Below are 21,990 nucleotides of genomic sequence, written 5' to 3' on the forward strand. Positions count from 1 at the left end.
TGACGAACCTATGCCAGCCTGATCCGCGCCGCCCGCTCGAACTTCACAGCGAAGGCGACGAGCGACTTGTCGGAGCCCTTCGGCCCGATCACCGACATGCCCAGCGGGGCGTCGTCGCGATGGGCGACCGGGATCGAAATCTGCGGGAAGCCGGAGAGCCCGGCAAGACAGAGCAGGCGCAGGGCACGGTTGCGGAAATCCTCGAGCTCGGGCTCGCCGGCGCTGACCAGCGGCGCGACGTCGGGCACCGTCGGCAGCATCAAGACGCCATCCTTGCCGAGCAGGCGGGCGAGCTTGGAGCGGAACGCCTTGCGCACGCTGTCGCCGCGCGCGACTTCGGCATCGCTGACCGCCTTGCCGAAGGCGAAGCGCTCGGCAACCCCCGGCCCGAGCGGCATGGCGTGGCGCTCGATCATCGCGCCATCCGAAGCCCAGGCCTCGCGGCCCTGGATCCAGCGGAAGGCCCAGTAGAGCGCGTCCATGTCGCTGACGGCGCGCACGGTCTCGGGCTGGCCGAGGATCGGCACGATGCGTTGCACGACATTGCGCAGGATGCGCTCGGCCTCCGGCACGGCCTGGGCGAAGAGGTCGTCTGCGAGGAGCAGGCGTGGGGCCTCCGGCAGCGTCACCCTGTCCTTGCCGAGGACGGCATTGGCGGCGCGGGCAAAGACCTCGCCGTCCCGAGCGAAGAAGCCGGCGGTATCCAGGCTCTCCGCCAGCGGCCAGGCACGTTTCAGCGAGAGCCGGCCGTGCGTTGGCCGGATGCCGAACAGCCCGCCATAGCTGGCAGGCGCTCGGACCGAGCCGCCGGTGTCGGAGCCGAGGCCGATATCGGCGAGCCTTCCGGCGACCGCCGCCATCGAGCCGGAGGAGGAGCCGCCGGTGATGCGGTCAGGCGCGGCTGGATTCACGGGTGAGCCGAAATGCGCGTTCTTGCCGTTGAGCGAGAAGGCGAGCTCGTCGGTATGGGTCTTGCCGACGAAGCGGGCGCCGGCCTCCAGGAACGCCTTCACGATCGGCGCGGTCTTGGTCTTGACGCCCGACAGCGCCAGCACGGTCGGCGAGCCCGCTCCGGTCGGGTAGCCCTTGACGTCGAACAGGTCCTTGACCGCGAGGGTCAACCCGGCGAGCGGGCCTGAGGAGGCATGTTTCACCAGCGCTTCGGGGTAGGGCACGAAGCAGCGGAACGGGTCGTTCTCGATCATGGTCGTCTCAGATCTCCCCCAAGATCCCAATCAGATGCCGCGGGCGTCGCCGTCCGAGCGCGGGTCATGCGTCGCCTCGATATGACCCTTCTGGTGTTTCACCAGCATGCCGGCATGGCCGAACTGGTCGGAATAGGCCTCGCTGTATTCCTCGACCGGGTGGCCGGCTGCGGTGAGGCGCGCCAGCAGCATCGGATCGAAGCGGTTCTCCAGCTTGAGCGAGATCGAGCCGGCGCCCCAGGTGCGGCCGAAGAGCCAGCGCGGCGCGTCGACAGCATCGGCGACGCCCTGGCCGAAGCGATAGCGCGACAGGATCTGCGCCTGGAATTGCGGCTGGCCGTCGCCGCCCATCGCGCCATAGCTCATGATCCGGCCATCGTCGAAGCGGGCGAGCGGCGGGTTGAGCGTATGGAAGGGCTTGCGGCCGGGCGCCAGCGGGTTGAGCGCTTTCGCATCGAGCGAGAAGGAGACGCCGCGATTCTGCCAGTTGACGCCGGTCTTGGGCAGGATGCAGCCGGAGCCGTATTCCCAGTAGAGCGACTGGATATAGGACACGGCGAGGCCGGAGCCGTCGATCGCGCCCATCCAGATCGTGTCGCCCTCGCCGGGCCGGAACGGCCAGCTCGCGGCGCGCTTGCGGTCGATCTTCGAAGCTTCGCGCTCCAAGGCTGTCTCGGTCAGCAGGCTCGCCGGATCGATCGACATGAAGGCCGGGTCGGTGATCACCTTGTCGCGGATGGCGAGCGCCCGCTTGACCGCCTCGACGAGGCCGTGGTGGTGGTCGAAGCTCTCCGGCCGGGTGACGCCGAGCTTCTCGAAGATGCCGAGGATCATCAGGGCGGTCAGCCCCTGCGTCGGCGGCGGGAAATTGTAGACGGTGAGTCCCGGCAGCTTCAGCGACAGAGCCTGGACTGCGCGGGCGCGGAAGGCTTCGAGATCGGCGCGGGTGATCGGGGCGCCGAGACGGCCGAGGTCGTCGGCAAGCTCGCGGCCAATATCGCCGCGATAGAAATCGTCGAGCCCGGCATGGGAAAGCTGTTCCAGCGTCGCGCCGAGCGCGGCGGGCTTGCGGCGGTCGCCAGCCTTGGGGCGCTCGCCGCCCGGCCAGAAGAACTCGCTGAAGCCGGGCGCCGCCTTCACGGCATCGACTTCTTGCGGCCAGGTCCGCAGCTCCGATTCGGAGATGTCGTAACCCTCCGTGCAATGGCGGATCGCGTCGGCGAGCAGGTCCTTCAGCGGTAGTTTGCCGCCGAGGCTGGTCGAGAGGCTAAGCGCCGCCTGCCAGCCGCCGATCGCACCGGCGACCGTGATCGCCGCATCCGGGCCGCGCGCCGGCAGCGTGTCGTGGCCCTTATCGCGATAGCGCTCGATCGTGGCGAGGCTGCCCGCCGGGCCGCAGGCCTCGATTGCATGGACCTTGCCGCCGGGCTCGTGCACCAGCCAGAAACCATCGCCGCCGATCGCGTTCATATGCGGATAGACGACCGCGATGGTCGCGGCCATCGCGACCATCGCCTCGATCGCATTGCCGCCCTCGGCGAGGATGGCGCGACCAGCTTCGGAGGCGAGGCGGTGGGGCGCTGCGACGGCCGCGGAGGCGAAAACCGGAGAATCGGGCATCAGGTTCTTGTCGTTCGAGTGAGGCGGGACCATGTGCCGGAAGGCGCGATTTTGTTGCATGCCGGCGCCGGCTAGGCTAGGCGGTCCGTGCATGAGTTCCGAGGGTAAAAGCATGGCGGCTGGCCGCACCAACTGGCGCAACGTGATCATGGTGGTCTCGCTCGCCATCCTGATCGCGGTCGAGATCTTCGGCGTCGCGCTCGCTTCCGGCTGGGCGCTGGCCGGCCTGTTCGAGCTCGGGCCGATCGTCGCCTATGTGCTGATGGGGCTGTTCTCGGTGCTCGCCGCCTATGGGCTGGTGAACTTCATGCGCCGGGTCGTGAAGATCGAGCGCCTGACCCATCGCGGCTGAGGCTCAGCCGCAGGGCTTCATCACCACCGGGTCGGCATCTGTTGGCAGCAATTCGTCGAGCGATCGGCAGCGGCCATCCACGCAGACCCGCCAGTCGGCGGTCGCGCCGGAGCGGCGCATCACCACTTCCGGTAGCGCAGGCAGCTCAGGTTTCCAGCGCCAGAAGCCCTCCACGAGCTTGGCGCCATCGGGCGGGTCCATGCCCGCGCCGGAGCCCTGGATGCGGGCTTCGGCGATGACGAGGCCCTCGGGCGTTTCCTGCCAGCGTTCTTCCCACAGCGATTTCTGCACCGAATGCCGCCAGGACAGCGTGATCTCGCTCGCTCCGAGCGAGATCAGCAGCGTGCCGGCGGCAAGGCAGATGCTCATGTCGCCGGGCGCGCGTCAGCCCTCGCGCGCCAGAGATGCTGGCCGATCATGGCGGCCGCCAGCGCGAAGCCGATCTCGTCGGTGAGCGGCACCGCCGCGACGAGGAAGGCTGCGGCGACGGCCGCCAGCACGCGTTCCCACAGCGCCAGTCGGCGCGTGAGATAGCCGACGAAGGCCGCACCCCAGAGGATCATGGCGAGCGTTGCCTTGACCACGATGTAGACCACGGCGAGCCAGTAGGACGCGCCGGAGAGGCCCGCGACCGGCTGCAGCATCAAGGTCGGGTCGTAGACCGCCATATAGGGCACGACGAAGCCGGGCAGGGCGATCTTCACCGCCTGCACGCCGATCTTCATGCCGGAGACCTTGGCCATCGGCGCTGCCGCGAAGGCAGCGAGCGCGACCGGCGGGGTCAGGTCGGCCATGATGCCGAAATAGAAGACGAACATGTGGCTGACGATCAGCGGCACGTCGAGCTGCAGCAGGATCGGCGCGGCCAGCGAGGAGGTGATGATGTAGTTCGGGATCGTCGGGATGCCCATGCCGAGGATCAGGCTGAACACCATGGTCAGGATCAGCGCCAGGAACATCGAGTTCTTGCCGATGCCGATCAGCCAAGAGCCGAAGATGGTGCCGAGGCCCGTCAGGGTCATCGTGCCGATGACGATGCCGACCAGCGCGCAGGCGAGGCCGACCGGCAACGCCTGGCGGGCGCCGTCGGCCAGCGCGGCGACGCAGGATTCGAGGACCTCGCGGCCGCTGCGGCCGCGCAGCACGTTCCACAGCACGAGCGCGAGCACGACCATCAGGACGGTCGCCATGCTGATCGTCATCGACGCCGCCGAGATCAGGGCGAAGCCGACCCAGAAGACGATGCGCATTGCCGGCGTGCCGAGGCCGGCGGAGATCGCCAATGCGAGAATGAGCGCGACCGTAAGGGCGAGCCCGATCGCTCCAGCGAAGAGCGGGGTGAAGCCGGCGAAGAGCAGGTAGACCAGCACCAGCAGCGGGGCGATCAGATACCAGTTCTTGCGCAGTTCGGCCCGGGCGCTCGGCAGCTGCGATTTGGGCAGGCCGTGCAGGCCGAGCTTGCCGGCCTCCAGATGCACCGCCCAGTAGCAGGCGGCGAAATAGAGCAGCGCCGGGATGATCGCCGCCTCGACGATCTTGGAATAGGGGACGTCGATGGTCTCGGCCATGATGAAGGCGACGGCGCCCATCACCGGCGGCATGATCTGTCCGCCCATTGAAGACGTTGCCTCGACACCGCCGGCGAAGGCGCCGTTGAAGCCGGAGCGTTTCATCAGGGGAATTGTGAACTGGCCGGAGGCGACGACATTGGCGACGCCGGAGCCGGAGACCGTGCCCATCAGCGCCGAGGATGCGACGCAAACCTTGCCCGGCCCGCCCTGCTTGCCGCCGAACACCGCCATCGACAGATCGTTGAAGAAGTCGATGACGCCGGCGCGCTCCATGAAGGCGCCGAACAGGATGAACAGGAAGATGAAGGTGGCCGAGACCGCGGTCGGGGTCGAGTAGAGCCCTTCCGTGCCGAAGGCCATCTGCTCGATCACCTGCTCCAGGCTGTAGCCGCGATGATCGTAAGGGGCGGGGAGATAGTTGCCGAACAGGCAGTAGGCGAGAAAGGTGCCGGCGACGAGTGGCAGCGCAATGCCCATGGCGCGCCAGACCAGGAGGAACAGCACGATCAGTGCCGCGATGCCGACGACCATGTCGGCATGGGTCAGTTCGCCCGCCCGGTTCACCAGCTCGTTGTAGTTCCACCAGTGATAGAGGCCGAGCGTGAAGCCGACGATGCCGACCGCCCACCAGAAGATCCGAGCTGGCGGCGAGGTCTCGTCGGCATTGGCGAGCAGCCCGCAGGCGGTCAGGCACAGGAAGCCGACATGGACGGTGCGCAGCACCTGGTTCGGCAAGGTGCCGGTATAGAGCGAGACCAGCTCGAAGGCGCCGAAGAGGGTGAGGAAGGCGAGAATCGCCTCGGTATTGGGCTGCCCGCGCACGGCGCCGAGCCCGATCCAGACCAGCCAGAGCGCGAAGGCGATGCGGATCAGCAGGATCGGGGTCAGCCACGACACCGACGGCACGATGCGGAAATCGAGCGGGATACCGAAGGCGGTGACGATCTGGAAGGCCGAGAAGGCGACCGCGATCCAGAACAGCAGGCGCCCCTTCCAGCCCTCGCCGAAGGTCGCCGGCAGTCCGTGCTCGGGATCGTGCGGCGCGGCCGGAGCGGTGCCGGCAGTGTCCGGCACGGCCAATGGCCTGCTCGTGTCGTTGCTCATGCTCGTTCCCCGTCCCCAAAAGTCATGCGCCGTCATGCTCGGGCTTGACCCGAGCATCCCGGAAACCAGCTAGCTGGTCGTGAGATTCTCGGGTCAAGCCCGAGAATGGCGACTTATGAGCCGACCTTGAGACCCTTTTCCTTGAAATAGCGCGCCGCGCCCGGATGCAGCGGCAGCGGCATGCCTTCCAGCGCGCTCTCGAGCTTGATCGAGCGGGCGGCGGCATGGGCGGCGGCGAGGTCGGGCAGGCTGTCGAAGACCGCCTTGGTCATCTGGTAGACCGTCTCCTCCTTCACGCCCTCATGGGTGACGAGGTAGTTGACCACGGCCGCTGCCGGCACCGCAGCAGTCTGGCCGGTATAGGTGTTGGCCGGGATCGAGACCTTGACGAAGGGCGGGCCGGCCTTGTCGACGACGGCGGCCGGCACCTCGACCACGGTGATCTCGACCGAGGTCGCAAGGTCGCGCAGCGAGGCGACGCCGAGGCCGGCCGATTGCAGGGTGGCGTCGAGCTGGCGGTTCTTCATCAGCTCGACCGACTCGGCGAAGGGAAGGTACTCGATCTTGCCGAGATCCTTGTAGGTCATGCCGGCGGCGGCGAGGATGGCGCGGGCGTTGAGCTCGGTTCCCGATTTCGGTGCGCCGACCGAAAGGCGCTTGCCCTTGAGATCGGCCAGCGTCTTGATGCCGCTATCCTTGGAAGCGACGATCTGGACATAGTTCGGATAGATCGCGGTGATGCCGCGCAGCTTCTTCAGCGGACTCTTGAAGCCGGCCTCCTCGTCGCCCTTCCAGGCGGCGTCGAGGGAATCGCCGAGCGTGAAGGCGATCTCGCCCTTGCCCTGCTGCAGCAATTGCAGGTTCTCGACCGAGGCCTTGGTCGCCTGCACGGTCGGGCGGACGTTCGGGATCTTCTCGCCATAGATCTTCGAGAGCGCGACGCCGAGCGGGTAGTAGACGCCCGAGGTGCCGCCGGTCAGCACGTTGATGAAGTCCTGGGCGCGGGCGGCCATCGGCGTGGCGACGAGGGCGAGCGCGGCGATGCCGGCCAGGGCCCGGCGATGAAGCGAAACAGACATGAATCCTCCCGAGAGACGAAAGACCGCATCCCGGCTCTCAAGGCCGGCTGCCGCTGTTGTAGGACGCTTGCGGGCAAAAAGGGAACCCGCGCCAATGGGCTAAGAGGCTGCGACAGCCGAACGCGTCGCCTTTCGGTGAGATTTCCGCCCTGCTCTGGCCAGGAAGCTGATGAGATTGCCCTCGCCGGCTGGACAGGCTAGCCGGAGACACCATCTTCCAGCTGATCCTTCCCGATGGAGCGCCCCGCCCGATGCAGCCGCGACAGCCGACCATGCCCCTGATCGACCGCCGCACCTTGCTTGCGGGCGCCGCCGGCACGGCCGCCCTTGCCGCAGCCGGGTTCTCGGGTCCGGCTCTGGCGCAGCAGGGGCTGAAGCTCGGCACGGCCGAAGCCTTCTCCTTCGAGGGGCTGAAGGCACGGGCCCGCGATCTCGCCGGCAAGCCCTATCAGGCGCCGCCGAACCCCAAGCCCGACGTGCTCGAGAAGATCGACTACGACGCCCATGGCAAGATCAAGTTCAAGCCGGAGCTGGCGCTGTGGGCGAACGGTCCTTCGCCCTGGCCGGTGACCTTCTTCCATCTCGGCCGCTACTTCCAGAAGCCGGTGCGCATGCATGTCCTCGACGAGGGCAAGGCGCGCGAGATCGTCTACGACGAGAGCTATTTCGAGATGCCGGCCGATTCCCCGGCCAAGCAATTGCCGCCGGGCGCCGGTTTCGCCGGTTTCCGCTTCCAGGAAAGCCGCTCCGGCCATCCCGGCCGCAAGGGCGAGAAGCTCGACTGGCAGAAGAACGACTGGGTCGCCTTCCTCGGCGCCTCCTATTTCCGGGCCATCGGCGAGCTCTACCAATACGGGCTCTCGGCCCGCGGCCTTGCCGTCGACCCGGCGGTCGGCGATCGGCCGGAGGAATTCCCGGACTTCACCCATGTCTGGCTGGAGACGCCCGGCGAAGCGGCCGAGCATGTCGTCATCTACGCCCTGCTTTCGGGGCCGAGCGTCGCCGGGGCTTTCCGCTTCCGCATGCATCGCGGCAAGGGGGTCGACATGGAGATCGAGCAGGAGCTGCACCTGCGCAAGGATGTCGCGCGGCTCGGCATCGCGCCGCTGACCTCGATGTACTGGTATTCCGAGACGGCCAAGACGACCATGGTCGACTGGCGGCCGGAGGTGCATGATTCCGACGGCCTCGCGCTCTGGACCGGCAGCGGCGAGCGCGCCTGGCGCCCGCTCAACAATCCGCAGCGCACCGTCGCCTCGTCCTTCGTCGACGAGAATCCGCGCGGTTTCGGCCTGATGCAGCGCGACCGCGCCTTCGATCATTACATGGACGGCGTCTACTATGAGCGCCGGCCGAGCCTGTGGATCGAGACGCTCGGCCAATGGGGCAAGGGTGCGGTCCAGCTGATCGAGATCCCGACCGACGACGAGATCCACGACAATATCGTCGCGATGTGGGTGCCCGAGGCCCCGGCCAAGGCCGGCAACGCCTATAGTTTCCGCTACCGCCTGCACTGGCTCGCCGACGAGCCGTTCCCGCCGGCGCTCGGCCGCGTCGTCGCGACGAGGCTTGGCAATGGCGGCCAGCCGGGCACGGCGCGGCCCAAGGGCGTGCGCAAGTTCATGCTCGAATTCAGGGGCCCGGCGCTCGAGGACATCCCGTTCGGGGTCAAGCCCGAAGTGGTGCTCTCGGCCTCGCGCGGCAGCTTCTCCTACATCTTCGCCGAGGCCGTGCCGAACGATGTTGCCGGCCATTGGCGGGCACAATTCGATCTCACCGTTGACGGCACCGAGCCAGTGGAGATGCGCTGCTTCCTGCGCGGCGGCGACAAGGTGCTGACCGAGACCTGGCTGTACCAATACTGGCCTGTGTGAGCCGCGAGGCGGTCCGGAGAGCGGAGAAGCCTCGCTGTCATTCCGGGGCGGCGCGTCAGCGCCGAGCCCGGAACCCATGACCACGAGGCTACAGGAAGATTGCCGGAGTTGTCGAAGCGCTTCCTGTCGATCCCTCGTGTTCATGGGTTCCGGGCTCAGCCCTGTGGGCTGCCCCGGAATGACGGCGCAACCAGCCGCGCCAACCTACCCCTCCATCTGGCGCTTCTGAGCCCGGTCGACCGAGACGAACAGCGTATTCGCCGCGCCGGGCTCGACGCAGAACACGTCGAAGCTCGCTGCCTGCGGATCGTCTGCCGGCATGTGCAGGGTGGCGGAGCCCTTGCGGCCGGCGAAGGCCATGATCCGGAAGCTCAGCCCGTCGGGCAGGCCGATCTCGATCGCGTCGGCCTTGATCTCGGTCGCGACGCCATTGCGTATCGCTTTGAAGGTCACCCGCTCGGCACTCACCAGCCTGCTCCGTTGTCATCGATGTGGTGATAACGCAGCCGTATCGTGTTCGATGCAAGGGTGATCGCGCTTGCTCGTTGTCGCGCGTAACATTATATCATTCTGTATGGCCCATGATCACTCCCACCATCGCCAGCCTGTCGCAGAGGTTCCCGGCTGGTCGCTGCTGCGGCTGTCGGCGGGGCAACGGCTCGGCCTGGCGCTCGGCGTGATCCTGATGCTGTGGGCGGCGACCTTCGCTGTCATTTTGTGATGAAGAATCTGGCGTGAACAAGAGTACCGAACCCGTGCCCGCCATCCGCTTCAGCGACCTGACTCTCGGCTATGACCGCCATCCGGCGGTGCATCATCTCTGCGGCGAGATCGCGCCGGGCAGCCTGACCGCGATCGTCGGCCCGAACGGCGCCGGCAAGTCGACCTTGCTCAAGGCCATCGCCGGCGCGCTCTCGCCGCTCGACGGCACGGTGACGCTCGCCAGGGGCAAGCGCCTGGCCTATCTTCCGCAATCGGCCGAGCTCGACCGTTCCTTCCCGATTCATGTCTACGATCTCGTCGCCATGGGCCTCTGGGGCGCGGCCGGCATCTTCGGCAAGATCGGTTTTGGCCAGCGCAGCAAGATCGAGGCGGCGATCGCCGCTGTTGGACTCACCGGTTTCGAGGGTCGCAGCATCGGCACGCTCTCGGGCGGACAGATGCAGCGCGCCCTGTTCGCCCGGCTGCTGCTGCAGGACGCCGACATCATCCTGCTCGACGAGCCCTTCACCGCGATCGATGCCCGCACCAGCGCCGATCTGCTGGCGCTAGTCCAGCGCTGGCATGGCGAAAACCGGACCGTGGTCGCTGTGCTCCATGACATCGAGACGGTAAAGCGCGCCTTCCCGCAGACGCTGCTGCTGGCGCGCGAGGCGATCGCCTGGGGCGAGACCGGCGAAGTGCTGACGGCGGGCAACCTGCTCAAGGCGCGGCGCATGGTCGAGGCGTTCGACAGCCACGCCGCGCCCTGCGCGGCGTGAGCGCACCGACATAAGACAAAGCCGATGCTCTACGACCTCCTGATCGGCCCCTTCGCCGAATTCGATTTCATGCGCCGGGCGTTGGTCGGCGTGATTGCGCTGTCGGTCTCCGGCGCTCCGGTCGGCGTCTTCCTGATGCTGCGGCGGATGAGCCTGACCGGCGATGCCATGGCGCATGCGATCCTGCCCGGTGCCGCGCTCGGCTATCTCGTCGCCGGCTTCTCGCTGCCGGCGATGACGCTGGGCGGGCTCGTCGCCGGCTTCACCGTGGCGCTCGCCGCCGGCGCCGTGGCGCGCCTGACCGTGCTGAAGGAAGACGCTTCGCTGGCCGCCTTCTACCTGATCTCGCTGGCGCTGGGCGTCACGCTGGTTTCGCTGCGCGGCTCCGCGGTCGACCTCTTCCATGTTCTGTTCGGCAATGTGCTGGCGCTCGACGACGACGTGCTGGTGCTGCTCTCCGGCGTCGCCAGCCTGACGCTCGGCGTGCTGGCGCTGGCCTACCGGCCGCTGGTGCTCGAATGCGTCGATCCCGGCTTCCTGCGCTCGGTCAGCCGCTCCGGCGGCGTCGTGCACCTGACCTTTCTCGGCCTCGTCGTGATCAACCTCGTCGCCGGCTTTCATGCACTCGGCACGCTGCTCGCCGTCGGGCTGATGATGCTCCCGGCGGCCGCTGCGCGCTTCTGGACCGCCGACATCACCCGGCTGATCCTGCTCGCCTCCGGCTTCGGCATGGTCTCAGGCTATGCTGGGCTCGTCGCGTCCTATGCCGCCGGCAGCAATCTCCCGGCCGGGCCGGCGATCATCCTCTCGGCCGGCGCGCTCTATCTCGGCTCGCTCCTGCTGGGATCGCAGGGCGGCCTTGCACGACGCCTCTTGCCGAGAGCCCACCTGCAGCGCTAGTTATGTTATAGTGTTTCATTAGCGCGAGAGCCATTATGCTGAACCGCCGCTCCGTTCTTCTCGGCCTTGCCGCCGGTGCCACTCTGCCATTGCCGGCCTTCGCCCAGGAGAAATTGCCTGTCGTCGCCAGTTTCTCGATCCTCGGCGATTTCGTCCGCGAGATCGGCGGGGACCGCGTCGCCGTGACGCTTCTGGTCGGCCCTGATGGCGACGCGCATGTCTATTCGCCGACGCCGGCAGACGCCAAGACAGTGGCCGGAGCTAAGCTCGTCGTCGTCAACGGGCTGAAATTCGAGGGTTGGCTGACCCGGCTGATCAAGTCGTCGGGCACGAAGGCGACGGTCGCGACTGCGACTACCGGCATCACGCCGTTGAAGATGGCGGACGATCACGGCCACGGCCATGGCGGCGAGGATCCGCATGCCTGGCAGAGCGTCGCCAATGCCAGGCTCTATGTCGGCAATGTCAGGGATGCGCTGGTCGCGGCCGATCCGGCCGGCAAGGCGAGCTACGAAGCCAATGCCGCTGCCTACCTCGCTAAGCTCGATACGCTCGAAGCCGAGATCAAGGCCACCGTCGCGCGCATCCCGGCCGACCGGCGCAAGGCGATCACCTCGCACGACGCCTTCGGCTATTTCGCCAAGGCCTATGGCATTGAGTTCATCGCGCCGCAGGGTGTCTCGACCGAGGCCGAGGCCTCGGCCAAGGACGTCGGTCGCATCATCCGCCAGATCAAGGCGCAGAAGGTGCCGGCGGTCTTCCTCGAGAACATCACCAATCCGCGCCTCGCCGAGCAGATCGCCAGGGAGAGCGGCGCGAAGATCGGCGGGCGCCTCTACTCCGATGCGCTTTCGGCCGAGAACGGTCCGGCCGGGACTTACATCGCGATGATGAAACACAATATAAGCCAGATCGAGAAGGCGCTCGTCGCTGGGCCGGCCTGACCGGGCCGCGATTGCAGCAGCGCCAACAACCAGGTCGTTTCCCATGTCCGAGAAGATTCCCGTCACGGTGCTCACCGGCTATCTGGGCGCCGGCAAGACCACGCTCCTCAACCGCATCCTCACCGAGGATCACGGCAAGAAGTTCGCCGTGATCGTCAACGAGTTCGGCGAGACCGGCATCGATGGCGACCTCGTCGTCGGCGCCGACGAGGAAGTGTTCGAGATGAACAATGGCTGCATCTGTTGCACGGTGCGCGGCGACCTGATCCGCATCCTCGACGGCCTGATGAAGCGCAAGGGCAAGTTCGACGCGATCATCGTCGAGACCACCGGCCTTGCCGATCCAGCCCCCGTCGCCCAGACCTTCTTCGTCGACCAGGATGTCGGCGACGCCACCAAGCTCGACGCGGTCGTGACCGTGACCGATGCCAAGTGGCTGAAGGACCGGCTCAAGGATGCGCCGGAAGCCAAGAACCAGATCGCCTTCGCCGACGTGATCATCCTCAACAAGACCGATCTCGTCAGCGCCGAGGAACTCGCCGAGGTCGAGGCGACGATCCGTGCGATCAACCCCTATGCCAAGCTGCACAAGACGACGCGCTGCGACCTGCCGATCGCCGACCTGCTCGACCGCAACGCCTTTGATCTCGACCGCATCCTCGACATCGAGCCCGACTTCCTCGAGGCCGGCCACCATCACCATCATTCGGAGGACGTCCGCTCGATGTCCTTCACCATCCCCGGCGATGTCGATCCCGAAAAGTTCATGCCCTGGATCAATGACATCAGCCAGGTTCAGGGCCCGAACATCCTGCGCTCCAAGGGCATCCTCGCCTTCAAGGACGAGCCGCGCCGCTTCGTCTTCCAGGGAGTGCACATGATCCTCGACGGCGACTTGCAGCGCGACTGGAAGTCCGGCGAGAAGCGCGAGTCGCGTCTCGTCTTCATCGGCCGCGATCTCGACGAGGCGGCGCTGCGCAAGGGGTTCATGGCCTGCGCGGCTTGAGCTAAAGCGTGGGCATGGATTCGATCACCAAACCCGTCTCGCTGCGCGAGCATGTCGTTCCCGTCGAAGCTGGCGAGCATGTCGTCGGCGCCGTCTGGCTGAAGCAGACGCTGGCGCTCGCCCTTGCCGATGGCCGGGTGCTGCGCTGGCGCGACGGCGAGACTGAAAGCATCGAGGCGCATGGCGGCGGCCTGCTCTGCACAGCTTCGGACGGCACGCGCCTGATCAGCGGCGGCGATGACGGCCGCGTGGTCGCGATCTCGGCCGATGGCGCGCCGGAGGAGCTCGCCCGCGATCAAAAGCGGCGCTGGATCGATGCCGTGACGGTGTCGGCCTCCGGCAGCATCGCCTGGAACAGCGGCCGTGATGTCCACGCCCGCGACGACAAGGGCAAGCTCAGGTCGCTCGACGTCGCCTCGACGCCGCAGGGGCTTAGCTTCGCGCCGAAAGGCTATCGCCTCGCCATCGCCCAGATGAACGGCGTGCTGCTCTGGTATCCGAACACCGAGGCCAAGCCCGATTTCCTGGAATGGAAGGGCTCGCATCTCGACGTGACCTGGTCGCCGGACGGGCGCTTTGTCGTCACCGCCATGCAGGAGAATGCGCTGCATGGCTGGCGCCTCGGCGAGAAGCCGAACCATATGCGCATGACCGGCTATCCGGCCAAGCCGCGCTCGCTGTCCTGGTCGCATGACGGGCTCTGGCTCGCCTCCAGCGGCGCGGATGCCGCGATCGTCTGGCCCTTCCAGGGCGAGGGGCCGACCGGCAAGGCGCCGCGCGAATGCGGCGCGCGCCATGCCAAGGTCACCCGCGTCGCCTTCCATCCCAAGGCGCTGGTGCTGGCCGTCGGCTACGACGATGGCTGCATTTTGATGATCCGCCTGACCGACGCCTCCGAACTGCTGGTGCGCCCGGCCCAGCGCGGCAGCGGCATCACCGCCTTCGCCTGGGACAAGCTCGGCAAGCGCCTCGCCTTCGGCGCCGAGGACGGCGCGGCCGGCGTGCTCACGCTGCCAGGGGGCTGAACGGCAATGCGCTTCGGCCTGTTCGGCAAGGACAAGCGCGAGGCCGCCGGGGCGGATGTTGCGGCGCAGGTCAAGCGGCAGGTGCGCGAGCTGCTGGCCCTGCCCGACAACGCCGTGATCGCCGTCAACGAGATACTCTGCGCCGATCCGGCCTGCCCGGGCACTGAGACGGTGATTCTGGTGATGAAGCCCGGCGAGAAGACCCGGGCCTTCAAGGTGCAGATGGCTCTGGCGGAGCTGACGCCCGAGGCGTTGGCGCAGGCGCTGTCCGAGGCAAGCTAGGCCGCGACGAGGCCACCGCCATGATGTGTCAGCAGATGGCGGCGATGCGCCTTAACCTTTCATGGTGGCATGGCTAGCTTGCTCCCATGGCGACGCGACCGCGAAAAATCCTGACACTCGACAAGGCGGAAGCGCGCCGGATCTGGCTTCGAGCCCAGAAGCTCGATGTTCGTGAACCATTCGGGGCAGGGCCGGCAGCCACCACAGCAGCTGTCGCCCATCTCGGATATGTCCAGATCGATACGATCAACGTCGTCGAGCGCTGTCACCACCACATCCTCTACAGCCGCATTCCGGGCTACAGCCGCGACGATCTCGCGCAGGCACAGTCGCAGGACAAGGCGGTGTTCGAGTACTGGACGCATGCGCTGTCCTATGTGCCGACCACCGACCTGCGCTATTTCCTGCCGGCGATGAAGGCGCATCGCGCCGAGCCCAAGCGCTGGGCCTCGGTCGGCAGCCGCGAGGAGACGCGCAAGCTGCTGCGCCGCATTCGCAAGGACGGCGCGCTAACCATCCGCGACATCGACACCGACGTGCTGGTCGAGAAGACGCATCTCTGGGCCAGCAAGAAACCGTCCAAGGGCCTGCTCGAACGCGCCTTCTACGATGGCGAGCTCGCGATCTCGGCCCGCTCCGGCATGCTCAAGACCTATGAGCTGATCGACCGGCATTTCGGCTGGGAGAAGCAGCCGGCGCCGGCCTCCGAACGCCAGGTTGCCGCCTACAAGCTCGACCGGGCGCTGCGGGCGCAGGGCATCGTCAGCCTCGATTCGATCTGCCATCTCGATGCGCCCAGCAAGAAGGCGATCGCGGAGCTGATCGCCGGCCGCGTCAGGCGCAAGGAACTGGTGCCGGTCGCGATCGAGGGTGCCGAGAAGACGCCACATTGGGCGATGCCGGAGGTGCTGGAGCCATCCGGGCCGGCCGATGACAGCCTGATCCACATCCTCTCGCCCTTCGACCCGCTGATCATCCAGCGCAAGCGGCTGAAGCTGTTCTTCGGCTATGACCATGTCTTCGAGGCCTATCTGCCGAAGGAGAAGCGCGTCTTCGGCTATTTCGGCCTGCCGGTGTTGGCGGGGGATCGCATCGTCGCCGTCGCCGACCTCAAGACCGACCGGGCGGCGCGCAAGCTCCTGGTGCAGCAATGGACCTGGCTGGGCGCCGAGCTGTCGGCGGAGCTGAAGCGGCAGGTCGACGAGGAGATGCAGCGCTTCGAGCGCTTTCAGCTGGCCTGAGGCGGCCTCAGTTCGGTCGCGGCCAGCGGAAATCGTCGGCGCGGCCGGGGCGCGGTTCGGGCGCGATACCTTGGCCGAAGACACGGTCGAGCCCAGCTGCGACATCGCCGCGACCGCGTGCCTCCTGGATCGAGGCGATCAGCGCGGTGTCGCCGCTTGCGGCGGCTGCGCCGGTCAAGGGCAGGATCGGGCCGGCGAGCGGCCTGGGCGGGATCACCGGCACGAGCGGAAGATCGGTCGGCACGCCACTGACCATGCGATCGATCAGGCGCTCGATGTCGGCGGGCTGCGGCGCCGGTGCTGGCGCGCCGCCTGCGTCCGACGGGACAGGCAGGGCGATAACGTTCTGCGTCGGCGTCTTTTCAAGGATTCGGCGGATGACGACGTCGACGAAATGCGCGGCCTTGCGGGCTCCGGCCTTGGTGAAATGCACGCCGTCGCCGAGCCGCAGGCGGGCGACCTGGCCGTTCACGTCCGGCCCCATGGCGGTGTAGCGGTTCTCGCTGTCGACATAGACGCCCCAGAGGTCGACGAACTCGCCGCCGGCTGCCTCCGCGCCCTTGCGGAAGAGGTCGTTCAGCGTGGTGAGATCGGCCGACAGGCGGGCATTCTGCATCGGCGGCGCGCCGACCCAGATCAGCGGCACGCGCTTGGCGCTGAAGGCGGTAGCGACGGCCTCGATCCGCGCCCTGTAGAGCTGGAGCCAGCGCTCGCTGAGCGGCTCATGGGTGATCTCGCCCTCGCGGATCACCTGGCGGTCGTTTGGGCCGAGCGTGATGACGCCGACAATGATCTTGGCGTCCGCCGCCAGGAGCTCGCCGGCCGCCTTGGGCCAGTCATAGAAGTCGGTGCGGACCAGCCCGCTATCGGCCTTGGCCTTGTTCTCGACGGCGACGTCGGCCCGGTCCTGCAGGCTGTCCTCGAGCCCTTCGGCGATCTGCCCGGCGAGTGTGTCGCCGACGACCAGGACATGGTGGTTGACGTCGACCTTTGGGATGACGGGATCGTCTCGGACGACGACGCGGGTTGGCGCCCGGCGCTGCACCGGGGCGACGCGCTGTCGCGGCTGACGCGGCTGAGCTGCCGGCTTTTCCGGAATCTGCCAGAACATGTTGAACAGGCTGCGGCCCTGCGGCGGCGCTTGCGGTATCCGACCGGGCGGCACAGGGTTCTGGGCGATCGAGATTGGCCCGCCAGTCACGAGCACGAGCAGGGCCGAGGCCAGAACCATGAAGAGCGAACGCGGGCGCATCGTGCTCTCGATCGGCGCCGGGCGAGGGTGGCGCCTCCCGGCAATATAGTCGCGATCTCCCGGTTCGTCAGCGTGGCGCCTTCATCCGCGCCAGCAGCGCCGGAGTCGGGTAGCCGTCGGCGAGCATGCCGACGCGCAACTGGTACTGCCTGACCGCCTCGCGCGTGCCCGTGCCGATGCGCCCGTCCGCATCGTGATTGTAGAGGCCGAGGCCTTTCAGGCGGCGCTGGACATCGGTGATCCCGACCTTGTCGAGGCGTGGCGCCTTCACCGGCCAGTCGCCCTGCAGGGCCGGGCGGCCGACGATGCGGTCGCCCAGATGTCCGACGGCAAGAGCATAGGCATCGGACGAGTTGTACTTCTTGATGACGTCGAAATTCGCGGTCAGCAGCATGGCCGGACCGGTATGGCCGGCGGGGTAGAATAGCCTGGCCTCGCCGGAGGAGGGCAGCGAGCCGCCATCGGCACGGCGGACTCCCGCCGAACGGAAGCTGGAGAAGCTGGCGCGGTAGAGATTGTGGTCGAAGCCTTCGGGCACCACGACCTCGATGCCCCAGGGCAGGCCGGGGGTCCAGCCATAGCCCTTGAGGTAATTGGCGGTCGAGGCAATGGCGTCGCTGGTCGAGGTCCAGATGTCGGCATGGCCGTCGCCGGTCTGATCGACCGCGTATTTCATGTAGCTCGACGGCATGAACTGGGTGTGGCCCATGGCGCCGGCCCAGGAGCCGCGCAGTTCGCTGCGCTCGACATAGCCCTTCTCGATCAGCTCCAGCGCGGTCAGGAGCTCGTCGCGAAAGAAGTCGCCGCGATAGCGGATGTTCGCCAGCGTCGCGAGCGAGCGGATCACGTCCTTGTCGCCCTTGAACGAGCCGTAATTGGTCTCCATCCCCCAGATGCCGAGAATGATCTCCTTGGGGACGCCGTAGCGGGACTCGGCCTGGGCCAGCACACTGGCATGGGCGTCCAGCATCTCGCGGCCGCGCGAGATGCGCGAGCCGCCGACCGCGCTGTTGAGATAGCTCCAGATCGGCGCGACGAATTCCGACTGCTTGCGGGTCAGCGCCACGATGGTGGGATCGGGCGTCACACCCTGGAAGGCGAGATCGAAGGTCTTGCGCGAGATGCCGCGCGCCTGCGCCATCGGCCAGAGCGTCTTCAGGAAGCCGTCGAGGCCCGGCGCGGCCGGGCGCGCCTCGGGCCTGGGAGTCTGCGCCCGTGCCGGATTGATCGAACCCGTCGTCTGCGCGAGCGCCGGCCCGAGGCCGAGCGCTACGGCGAAGGCGAGAACGGTGACGGGGCGCATGGTTGCTCCTCTGGCTCGGTCGCAGGCTGTTTCCAACACAGCGCCCGAACGAGGTTAACCATGGGTTAACGCCGAGCCAATTCCCGTTGCTCAGCTCGCATTGCGCTTGCGCAGGCTCTCCTCCCAGGCCAGCGCCTGGGTGACGATCTCGGTGAGATCGTCATGCTCCGGTCGCCATCCGAGCTCGGCGCGGATGCGGTCGGCCTTGGCGACGAGCGCAGCGGGATCGCCGGCACGGCGCGGCGAGAGCCGCACTGGGAAATCGACACCGGAGACCTGCTTCACCACCTCCGTGACTTCCTTGACCGAATAGCCGCGGCCATAGCCGCAGTTCAGCGTCAGGTTCTCGCCACCGGCGCGCAAATGGTCGAGCGCCGCCAGATGGGCGCGGGCGAGGTCGGTGACGTGGATGTAGTCGCGCACGCAAGTGCCGTCCGGCGTCGGATAGTCGGTGCCGAAGATGTCGAGTCCGGCGCGCTGGCCGAGGGCCGCCTGGCTCGCGACCTTGATCAGATGGGTCGCATTGGCGCTGGACTGGCCAGAGCGTCCCTTGGGATCGGCACCGGCGACGTTGAAATAGCGCAGCGCGACATAGGTCAGGCCATGGGCGCGGGCGACGTCCCCGAGCATCCATTCGCTCATCAGCTTGGAGCGGCCATAGGGGTTGATCGGGTTGAGCGCGATCTCTTCCGGCACCGGCGAGACCGGCGGCTCGCCATAGACGGCGGCGGTCGAGGAGAAGATCACATGCTTGACGCCGCCGCGTACCGCGCTCTCCAGCAGCGCGCGCGTCTTGACGGTGTTGTTGTGGTAGTAGCCGAGAGGATCGGATACCGAATCCGGCACGACGATCTTGGCGGCGAAATGGGCGATCTCGCTGATGCCGTGCTCGGCGATGGTGCGCTCGACCAGGGCCGGGTCGCCCATGTCGCCGCGCACGAGCGTCGCTTCCTGCGGCACCGCCCACCAGAAGCCGGTCGAGAGATCGTCGAGCACGACCACCTTCTCGCCGCGGTCCAGGAGTTCGAGGACCATATGGCTGCCGATATAACCGGCGCCGCCCGAAACCAGAATCGCCATCTTCTTCTCCTTGTCACGTGCCCCGCATAGACCGGAATCACGACAGTTCGATTCACCCTGTCGGCGCGAGATGGCTAATCTCGGGCAGGCCCTGGGAGAAGCCATGCAAGAATGATGGCCAGGGCAGCGGATGCGGCAGAGTACGGGAAAAGCATTGACGTATCGGCAAGGCCCGACTGGTATTCGATAACGGAGTTGGCCCGGCTTTCGCCAGAATCACCGGCCAGCCTGAACCGGCCGGCAGGAATGGGGCAAAGCCGGCTCTCCCTAAGCCCTCCGATTTTCAGCAGGCGCGCGCTGCAAGCGCGCGAGATGGACGCGCATGATCAAGAAAATCCGCAAGGCGGTCTTTCCCGTCGCTGGTCTCGGCACCCGTTTCCTGCCCGCCACCAAGGCGATCCCGAAGGAGATGCTGACCATCGTCGACCGGCCGGTGGTCCAGCATGTGGTCGACGAGGCGCGCGCCGCCGGAATCGAGCATTTCGTCTTTGTCACCGGGCGCAACAAGGGCGTGATCGAGGACCATTTCGACATGGCCTACGAGCTCGACGATACGCTCGCCAAGCGCGGCAAGGTGAAGGAGCTGGAGGCGCTCAAGCTCGATCTGCCGGCCGCCGGCACGGCGAGTTTCACGCGCCAGCAGGCGCCGCTCGGACTTGGCCACGCCGTCTGGTGCGCCCGCGACATCATCGGCGACGAACCTTTCGCCCTGCTGCTGCCGGACATGCTGCACCATGATCAGGGCAAGGGCTGCCTCGCCGAGATGATCGAGGCCTATGACAAGCATGGCGGCAACCACATCGCGGTCGCGCCGGTGCCGGACGACCAGACGCATCAATACGGCATCGTCGGCGTCGCCGACGCCAAGGCCAAGGTCTCGCAGATCAGCAAGATGGTCGAGAAGCCGCCGAAGGGCACGGCGCCGTCGAACCTGCACATCACCGGCCGCTACATCCTGCAGCCGACGATCTTCAACCTGCTCGCCAACCAGGAGACGGGCGCCGGCGGCGAGATCCAGCTCACCGATTCGATGATCGCCCTGTCCCACCAGGAGAAGTTCTTCGCCGTGCGCTTCGACGGCGACATCTACGATACCGGCTCGAAGATCGGTTTCCTAACCGCCAATGTCGCCTATGCGCTCGAGCGCGGCGACCTTGGCCCGCAGCTGCGCAGCGAGATCGAACGCCTGCTGGACCGGTAAGGGCAATGCCAAATCGCCATGGCCGGGGCAAACCCTGCCATGGCGAGATCGGTGCTGCGGGGCGTCAGCCCTACTTGGCCTTCTTCGCCCGCTCGATCGCCTCGACGATCAGCTGCTTGGCCTTGGCGGCGTCGCCCCAGCCGGTGAGCTTCACCCATTTGCCGGGTTCCAGATCCTTGTAGTGCTCGAAGAAGTGCTGGATCTGGTCGAGCGTGATCTGCGGCAGATCGGTGTAGTTCGTCACGTTCTCGTAGCGCTTGGTCAGCTTCGGGACCGGCACTGCGATGATCTTCTCGTCGCCGCCGCCCTCGTCCTCCATCATCATCACGCCGATCGGGCGGACAGCGATATAGGAACCAGGGACCAGCGGGCGCGTATTGGCGACCAGTACGTCGCAGGGGTCGCCGTCTTCCGACAGCGTATGCGGGATGAAGCCGTAATTCCCGGGGTAGCGCATCGGCGTATAGAGGAAGCGGTCGACGAAGAGCGTGCCCGCTTCCTTGTCCATCTCGTACTTGATCGGCTCGCCGCCGATGGCGACCTCGATCACGACGTTGACCTCTTCCGGGGGATTCTTGCCGATGGCGATGGCGTCGAGCCGCATGTACCTGACCTGTCTATGATAAAACTTCGGGGGCCTTATGCGCGCTCGCGCCCCAAAGGCCAAGCCCGGCTTTTAGTCGGAGTTACCGATTTGCGCAGCAAGGCTTGCGCTGCTATCGGGCCGGAATGACAGGTGCGATTCCATGCTGAACCGCTGGCGGCGGCCGGAAGACCGCTATGCGAGGCGCATGGCGCGGATCGCGCGCTGGGACCGGCCCTTGAATGGCCGGCTCGACCGTGTGCGAGCCTGGACCAACATGCTGTTGGCCGATCACGGCATCTTCCGGCTCGCCTATCTCAACGCCCATCGGGTCACGCCGCAGCTCTGGCGCGCGGCCCAGCCGGCGCCGACCGATATCGCCTGGTTCGCCCGCCAGGGCGTCAAGACCATCGTCAACCTGCGCGGTGGCCGTGAGCACGGCGCCTGGCCGTTGCAGAAGGAGGCCTGCGAGCGCCACGGCATCGCGCTCGTCGAGTTCATCCTGCGCTCGCGCGGTGCGCCCGACCGCGACACCATCCTCGCCGCGCCGGCCTTCTTCGCCGGGTTGAAGACGCCGGCGCTGGTCCACTGCAAGTCCGGCGCCGACCGGGCCGGTTTCTTCGCCGCGCTCTATCTGCTGGTCCATGAGAAGCGGCCGCTTGCCGAGGCCATGGCCGAGCTTTCGCTGCGTTACGGCCATTTCCGCTTCGCCAAGACCGGTATCCTCGACGCCTTCTTCGAGGCTTATGCCCGCGAAGGCGCAAGCAAGGGCACGCCCTTCCTCGACTGGGTGGCGAAGGAGTACGATCCCGAGCGGCTCGAGCGCGAGTTCAAGCCGGGCTTCTTCTCCTCGCTGCTCGCCGACCGTCTGATCCGGCGCGAATAGC

At 67.0% G+C, this 21,990-nt stretch carries 22 protein-coding genes; 12 read left to right on the forward strand and 10 right to left on the reverse strand.

Translation table 11 applies throughout. From position 1 onward, the window contains the following. Positions 1-8 precede the first annotated feature (8 nt). On the reverse strand, positions 9-1,205 hold the full coding sequence (locus tag ACQKLX_RS13080; RefSeq protein ID WP_427362000.1) for an amidase: 1,197 nt from the start codon (positions 1,203-1,205) through the stop codon (positions 9-11). Between the two features lie 30 nt (positions 1,206-1,235). After that, on the reverse strand, positions 1,236-2,825 hold the full coding sequence (locus tag ACQKLX_RS13085) for a gamma-glutamyltransferase family protein (protein ID WP_427362001.1): 1,590 nt from the start codon (positions 2,823-2,825) through the stop codon (positions 1,236-1,238). Between the two features lie 112 nt (positions 2,826-2,937). Here ACQKLX_RS13085 and ACQKLX_RS13090 point away from each other — a divergent pair, with 112 nt between their 5' ends. Then, the gene (locus tag ACQKLX_RS13090) at positions 2,938-3,177 is read left to right on the forward strand and encodes a hypothetical protein (RefSeq protein WP_427362002.1); all 240 of its coding nucleotides are present in this window, start codon (positions 2,938-2,940) and stop codon (positions 3,175-3,177) included. Between the two features lie 3 nt (positions 3,178-3,180). Here the strand turns inward: ACQKLX_RS13090 and ACQKLX_RS13095 are convergent, their stop codons facing one another. From ACQKLX_RS13095 to ACQKLX_RS13105, 3 genes are all read right to left on the reverse strand, one after another. Continuing rightward, complete coding sequence (locus ACQKLX_RS13095) at positions 3,181-3,546, reverse strand: DUF1850 domain-containing protein (RefSeq protein WP_427362003.1); 366 nt, start codon at positions 3,544-3,546, stop codon at positions 3,181-3,183. Beyond that, positions 3,543-5,852, reverse strand: coding sequence for a TRAP transporter permease (locus ACQKLX_RS13100; RefSeq protein ID WP_427362004.1), 2,310 nt, complete (start codon positions 5,850-5,852; stop codon positions 3,543-3,545). The genes ACQKLX_RS13095 and ACQKLX_RS13100 overlap by 4 nt, the downstream gene beginning before the upstream one ends. A gap of 113 nt (positions 5,853-5,965) precedes the next feature. Beyond that, positions 5,966-6,931, reverse strand: a complete 966-nt coding sequence (locus ACQKLX_RS13105) for a TAXI family TRAP transporter solute-binding subunit (RefSeq protein ID WP_427362005.1) — start codon at positions 6,929-6,931, stop codon at positions 5,966-5,968. Positions 6,932-7,182: 251 nt separating this feature from the next. On the opposite strand from ACQKLX_RS13105, the gene ACQKLX_RS13110 reads away from it, so the two are divergent. Next, positions 7,183-8,805, forward strand: a complete 1,623-nt coding sequence (locus ACQKLX_RS13110; RefSeq protein WP_427362006.1) for an OpgD/OpgG family glucan biosynthesis protein — start codon at positions 7,183-7,185, stop codon at positions 8,803-8,805. A gap of 204 nt (positions 8,806-9,009) precedes the next feature. Here ACQKLX_RS13110 and ACQKLX_RS13115 read toward each other — a convergent pair whose 3' ends face one another. Then, entirely contained in the window at positions 9,010-9,273 is a 264-nt protein-coding gene (locus tag ACQKLX_RS13115; protein ID WP_427362007.1) for a hypothetical protein, read from the reverse strand. A gap of 70 nt (positions 9,274-9,343) precedes the next feature. On the opposite strand from ACQKLX_RS13115, the gene ACQKLX_RS13120 reads away from it, so the two are divergent. The 8 genes from ACQKLX_RS13120 (at position 9,344) to ACQKLX_RS13155 (ending at position 15,684) form a co-directional block, all read left to right on the forward strand. Then, positions 9,344-9,526 carry a hypothetical protein gene (locus ACQKLX_RS13120; protein WP_427362008.1) on the forward strand — a complete coding sequence of 61 codons (183 nt, stop codon included), beginning with the start codon at positions 9,344-9,346 and terminating at the stop codon, positions 9,524-9,526. 13 nt (positions 9,527-9,539) lie between these two features. Further along, positions 9,540-10,286, forward strand: a complete 747-nt coding sequence (gene aztA / locus ACQKLX_RS13125; RefSeq protein WP_427362009.1) for a zinc ABC transporter ATP-binding protein AztA — start codon at positions 9,540-9,542, stop codon at positions 10,284-10,286. A gap of 24 nt (positions 10,287-10,310) precedes the next feature. Continuing rightward, positions 10,311-11,186, forward strand: coding sequence for a metal ABC transporter permease (locus ACQKLX_RS13130; RefSeq protein WP_427362010.1), 876 nt, complete (start codon positions 10,311-10,313; stop codon positions 11,184-11,186). Positions 11,187-11,221: 35 nt separating this feature from the next. Continuing rightward, on the forward strand, positions 11,222-12,130 hold the full coding sequence (locus tag ACQKLX_RS13135; protein WP_427362011.1) for a metal ABC transporter substrate-binding protein: 909 nt from the start codon (positions 11,222-11,224) through the stop codon (positions 12,128-12,130). A 43-nt stretch (positions 12,131-12,173) separates the two neighbouring features. Continuing rightward, positions 12,174-13,136 (forward strand): CobW family GTP-binding protein, encoded by a 963-nt coding sequence (locus ACQKLX_RS13140; protein ID WP_427362012.1) that lies wholly within the window; start codon positions 12,174-12,176, stop codon positions 13,134-13,136. Positions 13,137-13,150: 14 nt separating this feature from the next. Next, on the forward strand, positions 13,151-14,161 hold the full coding sequence (locus tag ACQKLX_RS13145; protein ID WP_427362013.1) for a WD40 repeat domain-containing protein: 1,011 nt from the start codon (positions 13,151-13,153) through the stop codon (positions 14,159-14,161). A 6-nt stretch (positions 14,162-14,167) separates the two neighbouring features. Continuing rightward, the gene (locus ACQKLX_RS13150) at positions 14,168-14,443 is read left to right on the forward strand and encodes a hypothetical protein (RefSeq protein ID WP_427362014.1); all 276 of its coding nucleotides are present in this window, start codon (positions 14,168-14,170) and stop codon (positions 14,441-14,443) included. A gap of 86 nt (positions 14,444-14,529) precedes the next feature. Then, entirely contained in the window at positions 14,530-15,684 is a 1,155-nt protein-coding gene (locus ACQKLX_RS13155; RefSeq protein ID WP_427362015.1) for a winged helix-turn-helix domain-containing protein, read from the forward strand. 7 nt (positions 15,685-15,691) lie between these two features. Here ACQKLX_RS13155 and ACQKLX_RS13160 read toward each other — a convergent pair whose 3' ends face one another. From ACQKLX_RS13160 to galE, 3 genes are all read right to left on the reverse strand, one after another. Next, positions 15,692-16,936 (reverse strand): SGNH/GDSL hydrolase family protein, encoded by a 1,245-nt coding sequence (locus ACQKLX_RS13160; RefSeq protein WP_427362016.1) that lies wholly within the window; start codon positions 16,934-16,936, stop codon positions 15,692-15,694. Between the two features lie 67 nt (positions 16,937-17,003). Further along, positions 17,004-18,239 (reverse strand): lytic murein transglycosylase, encoded by a 1,236-nt coding sequence (locus ACQKLX_RS13165; protein WP_427362017.1) that lies wholly within the window; start codon positions 18,237-18,239, stop codon positions 17,004-17,006. Positions 18,240-18,329: 90 nt separating this feature from the next. Continuing rightward, complete coding sequence (gene galE / locus ACQKLX_RS13170) at positions 18,330-19,319, reverse strand: UDP-glucose 4-epimerase GalE (RefSeq protein WP_427362018.1); 990 nt, start codon at positions 19,317-19,319, stop codon at positions 18,330-18,332. 322 nt (positions 19,320-19,641) lie between these two features. Here galE and galU point away from each other — a divergent pair, with 322 nt between their 5' ends. Continuing rightward, positions 19,642-20,520 (forward strand): UTP--glucose-1-phosphate uridylyltransferase GalU, encoded by an 879-nt coding sequence (galU, locus tag ACQKLX_RS13175; protein WP_427362019.1) that lies wholly within the window; start codon positions 19,642-19,644, stop codon positions 20,518-20,520. Between the two features lie 70 nt (positions 20,521-20,590). On the opposite strand, the gene ppa is transcribed toward galU, so the two are convergent. Continuing rightward, positions 20,591-21,124 carry an inorganic diphosphatase gene (gene ppa / locus ACQKLX_RS13180; RefSeq protein ID WP_427362020.1) on the reverse strand — a complete coding sequence of 178 codons (534 nt, stop codon included), beginning with the start codon at positions 21,122-21,124 and terminating at the stop codon, positions 20,591-20,593. Positions 21,125-21,266: 142 nt separating this feature from the next. Between ppa and ACQKLX_RS13185 the strand changes: the two genes are divergently transcribed. Continuing rightward, positions 21,267-21,989 carry a fused DSP-PTPase phosphatase/NAD kinase-like protein gene (locus ACQKLX_RS13185; protein ID WP_427362021.1) on the forward strand — a complete coding sequence of 241 codons (723 nt, stop codon included), beginning with the start codon at positions 21,267-21,269 and terminating at the stop codon, positions 21,987-21,989. Position 21,990: the final 1 nt, after the last annotated feature.

The sequence above is a fragment of the Allobosea sp. NPDC003192 genome, from assembly GCF_050275675.1.
Taxonomy (GTDB): Bacteria; Pseudomonadota; Alphaproteobacteria; order Rhizobiales; family Beijerinckiaceae; genus Allobosea.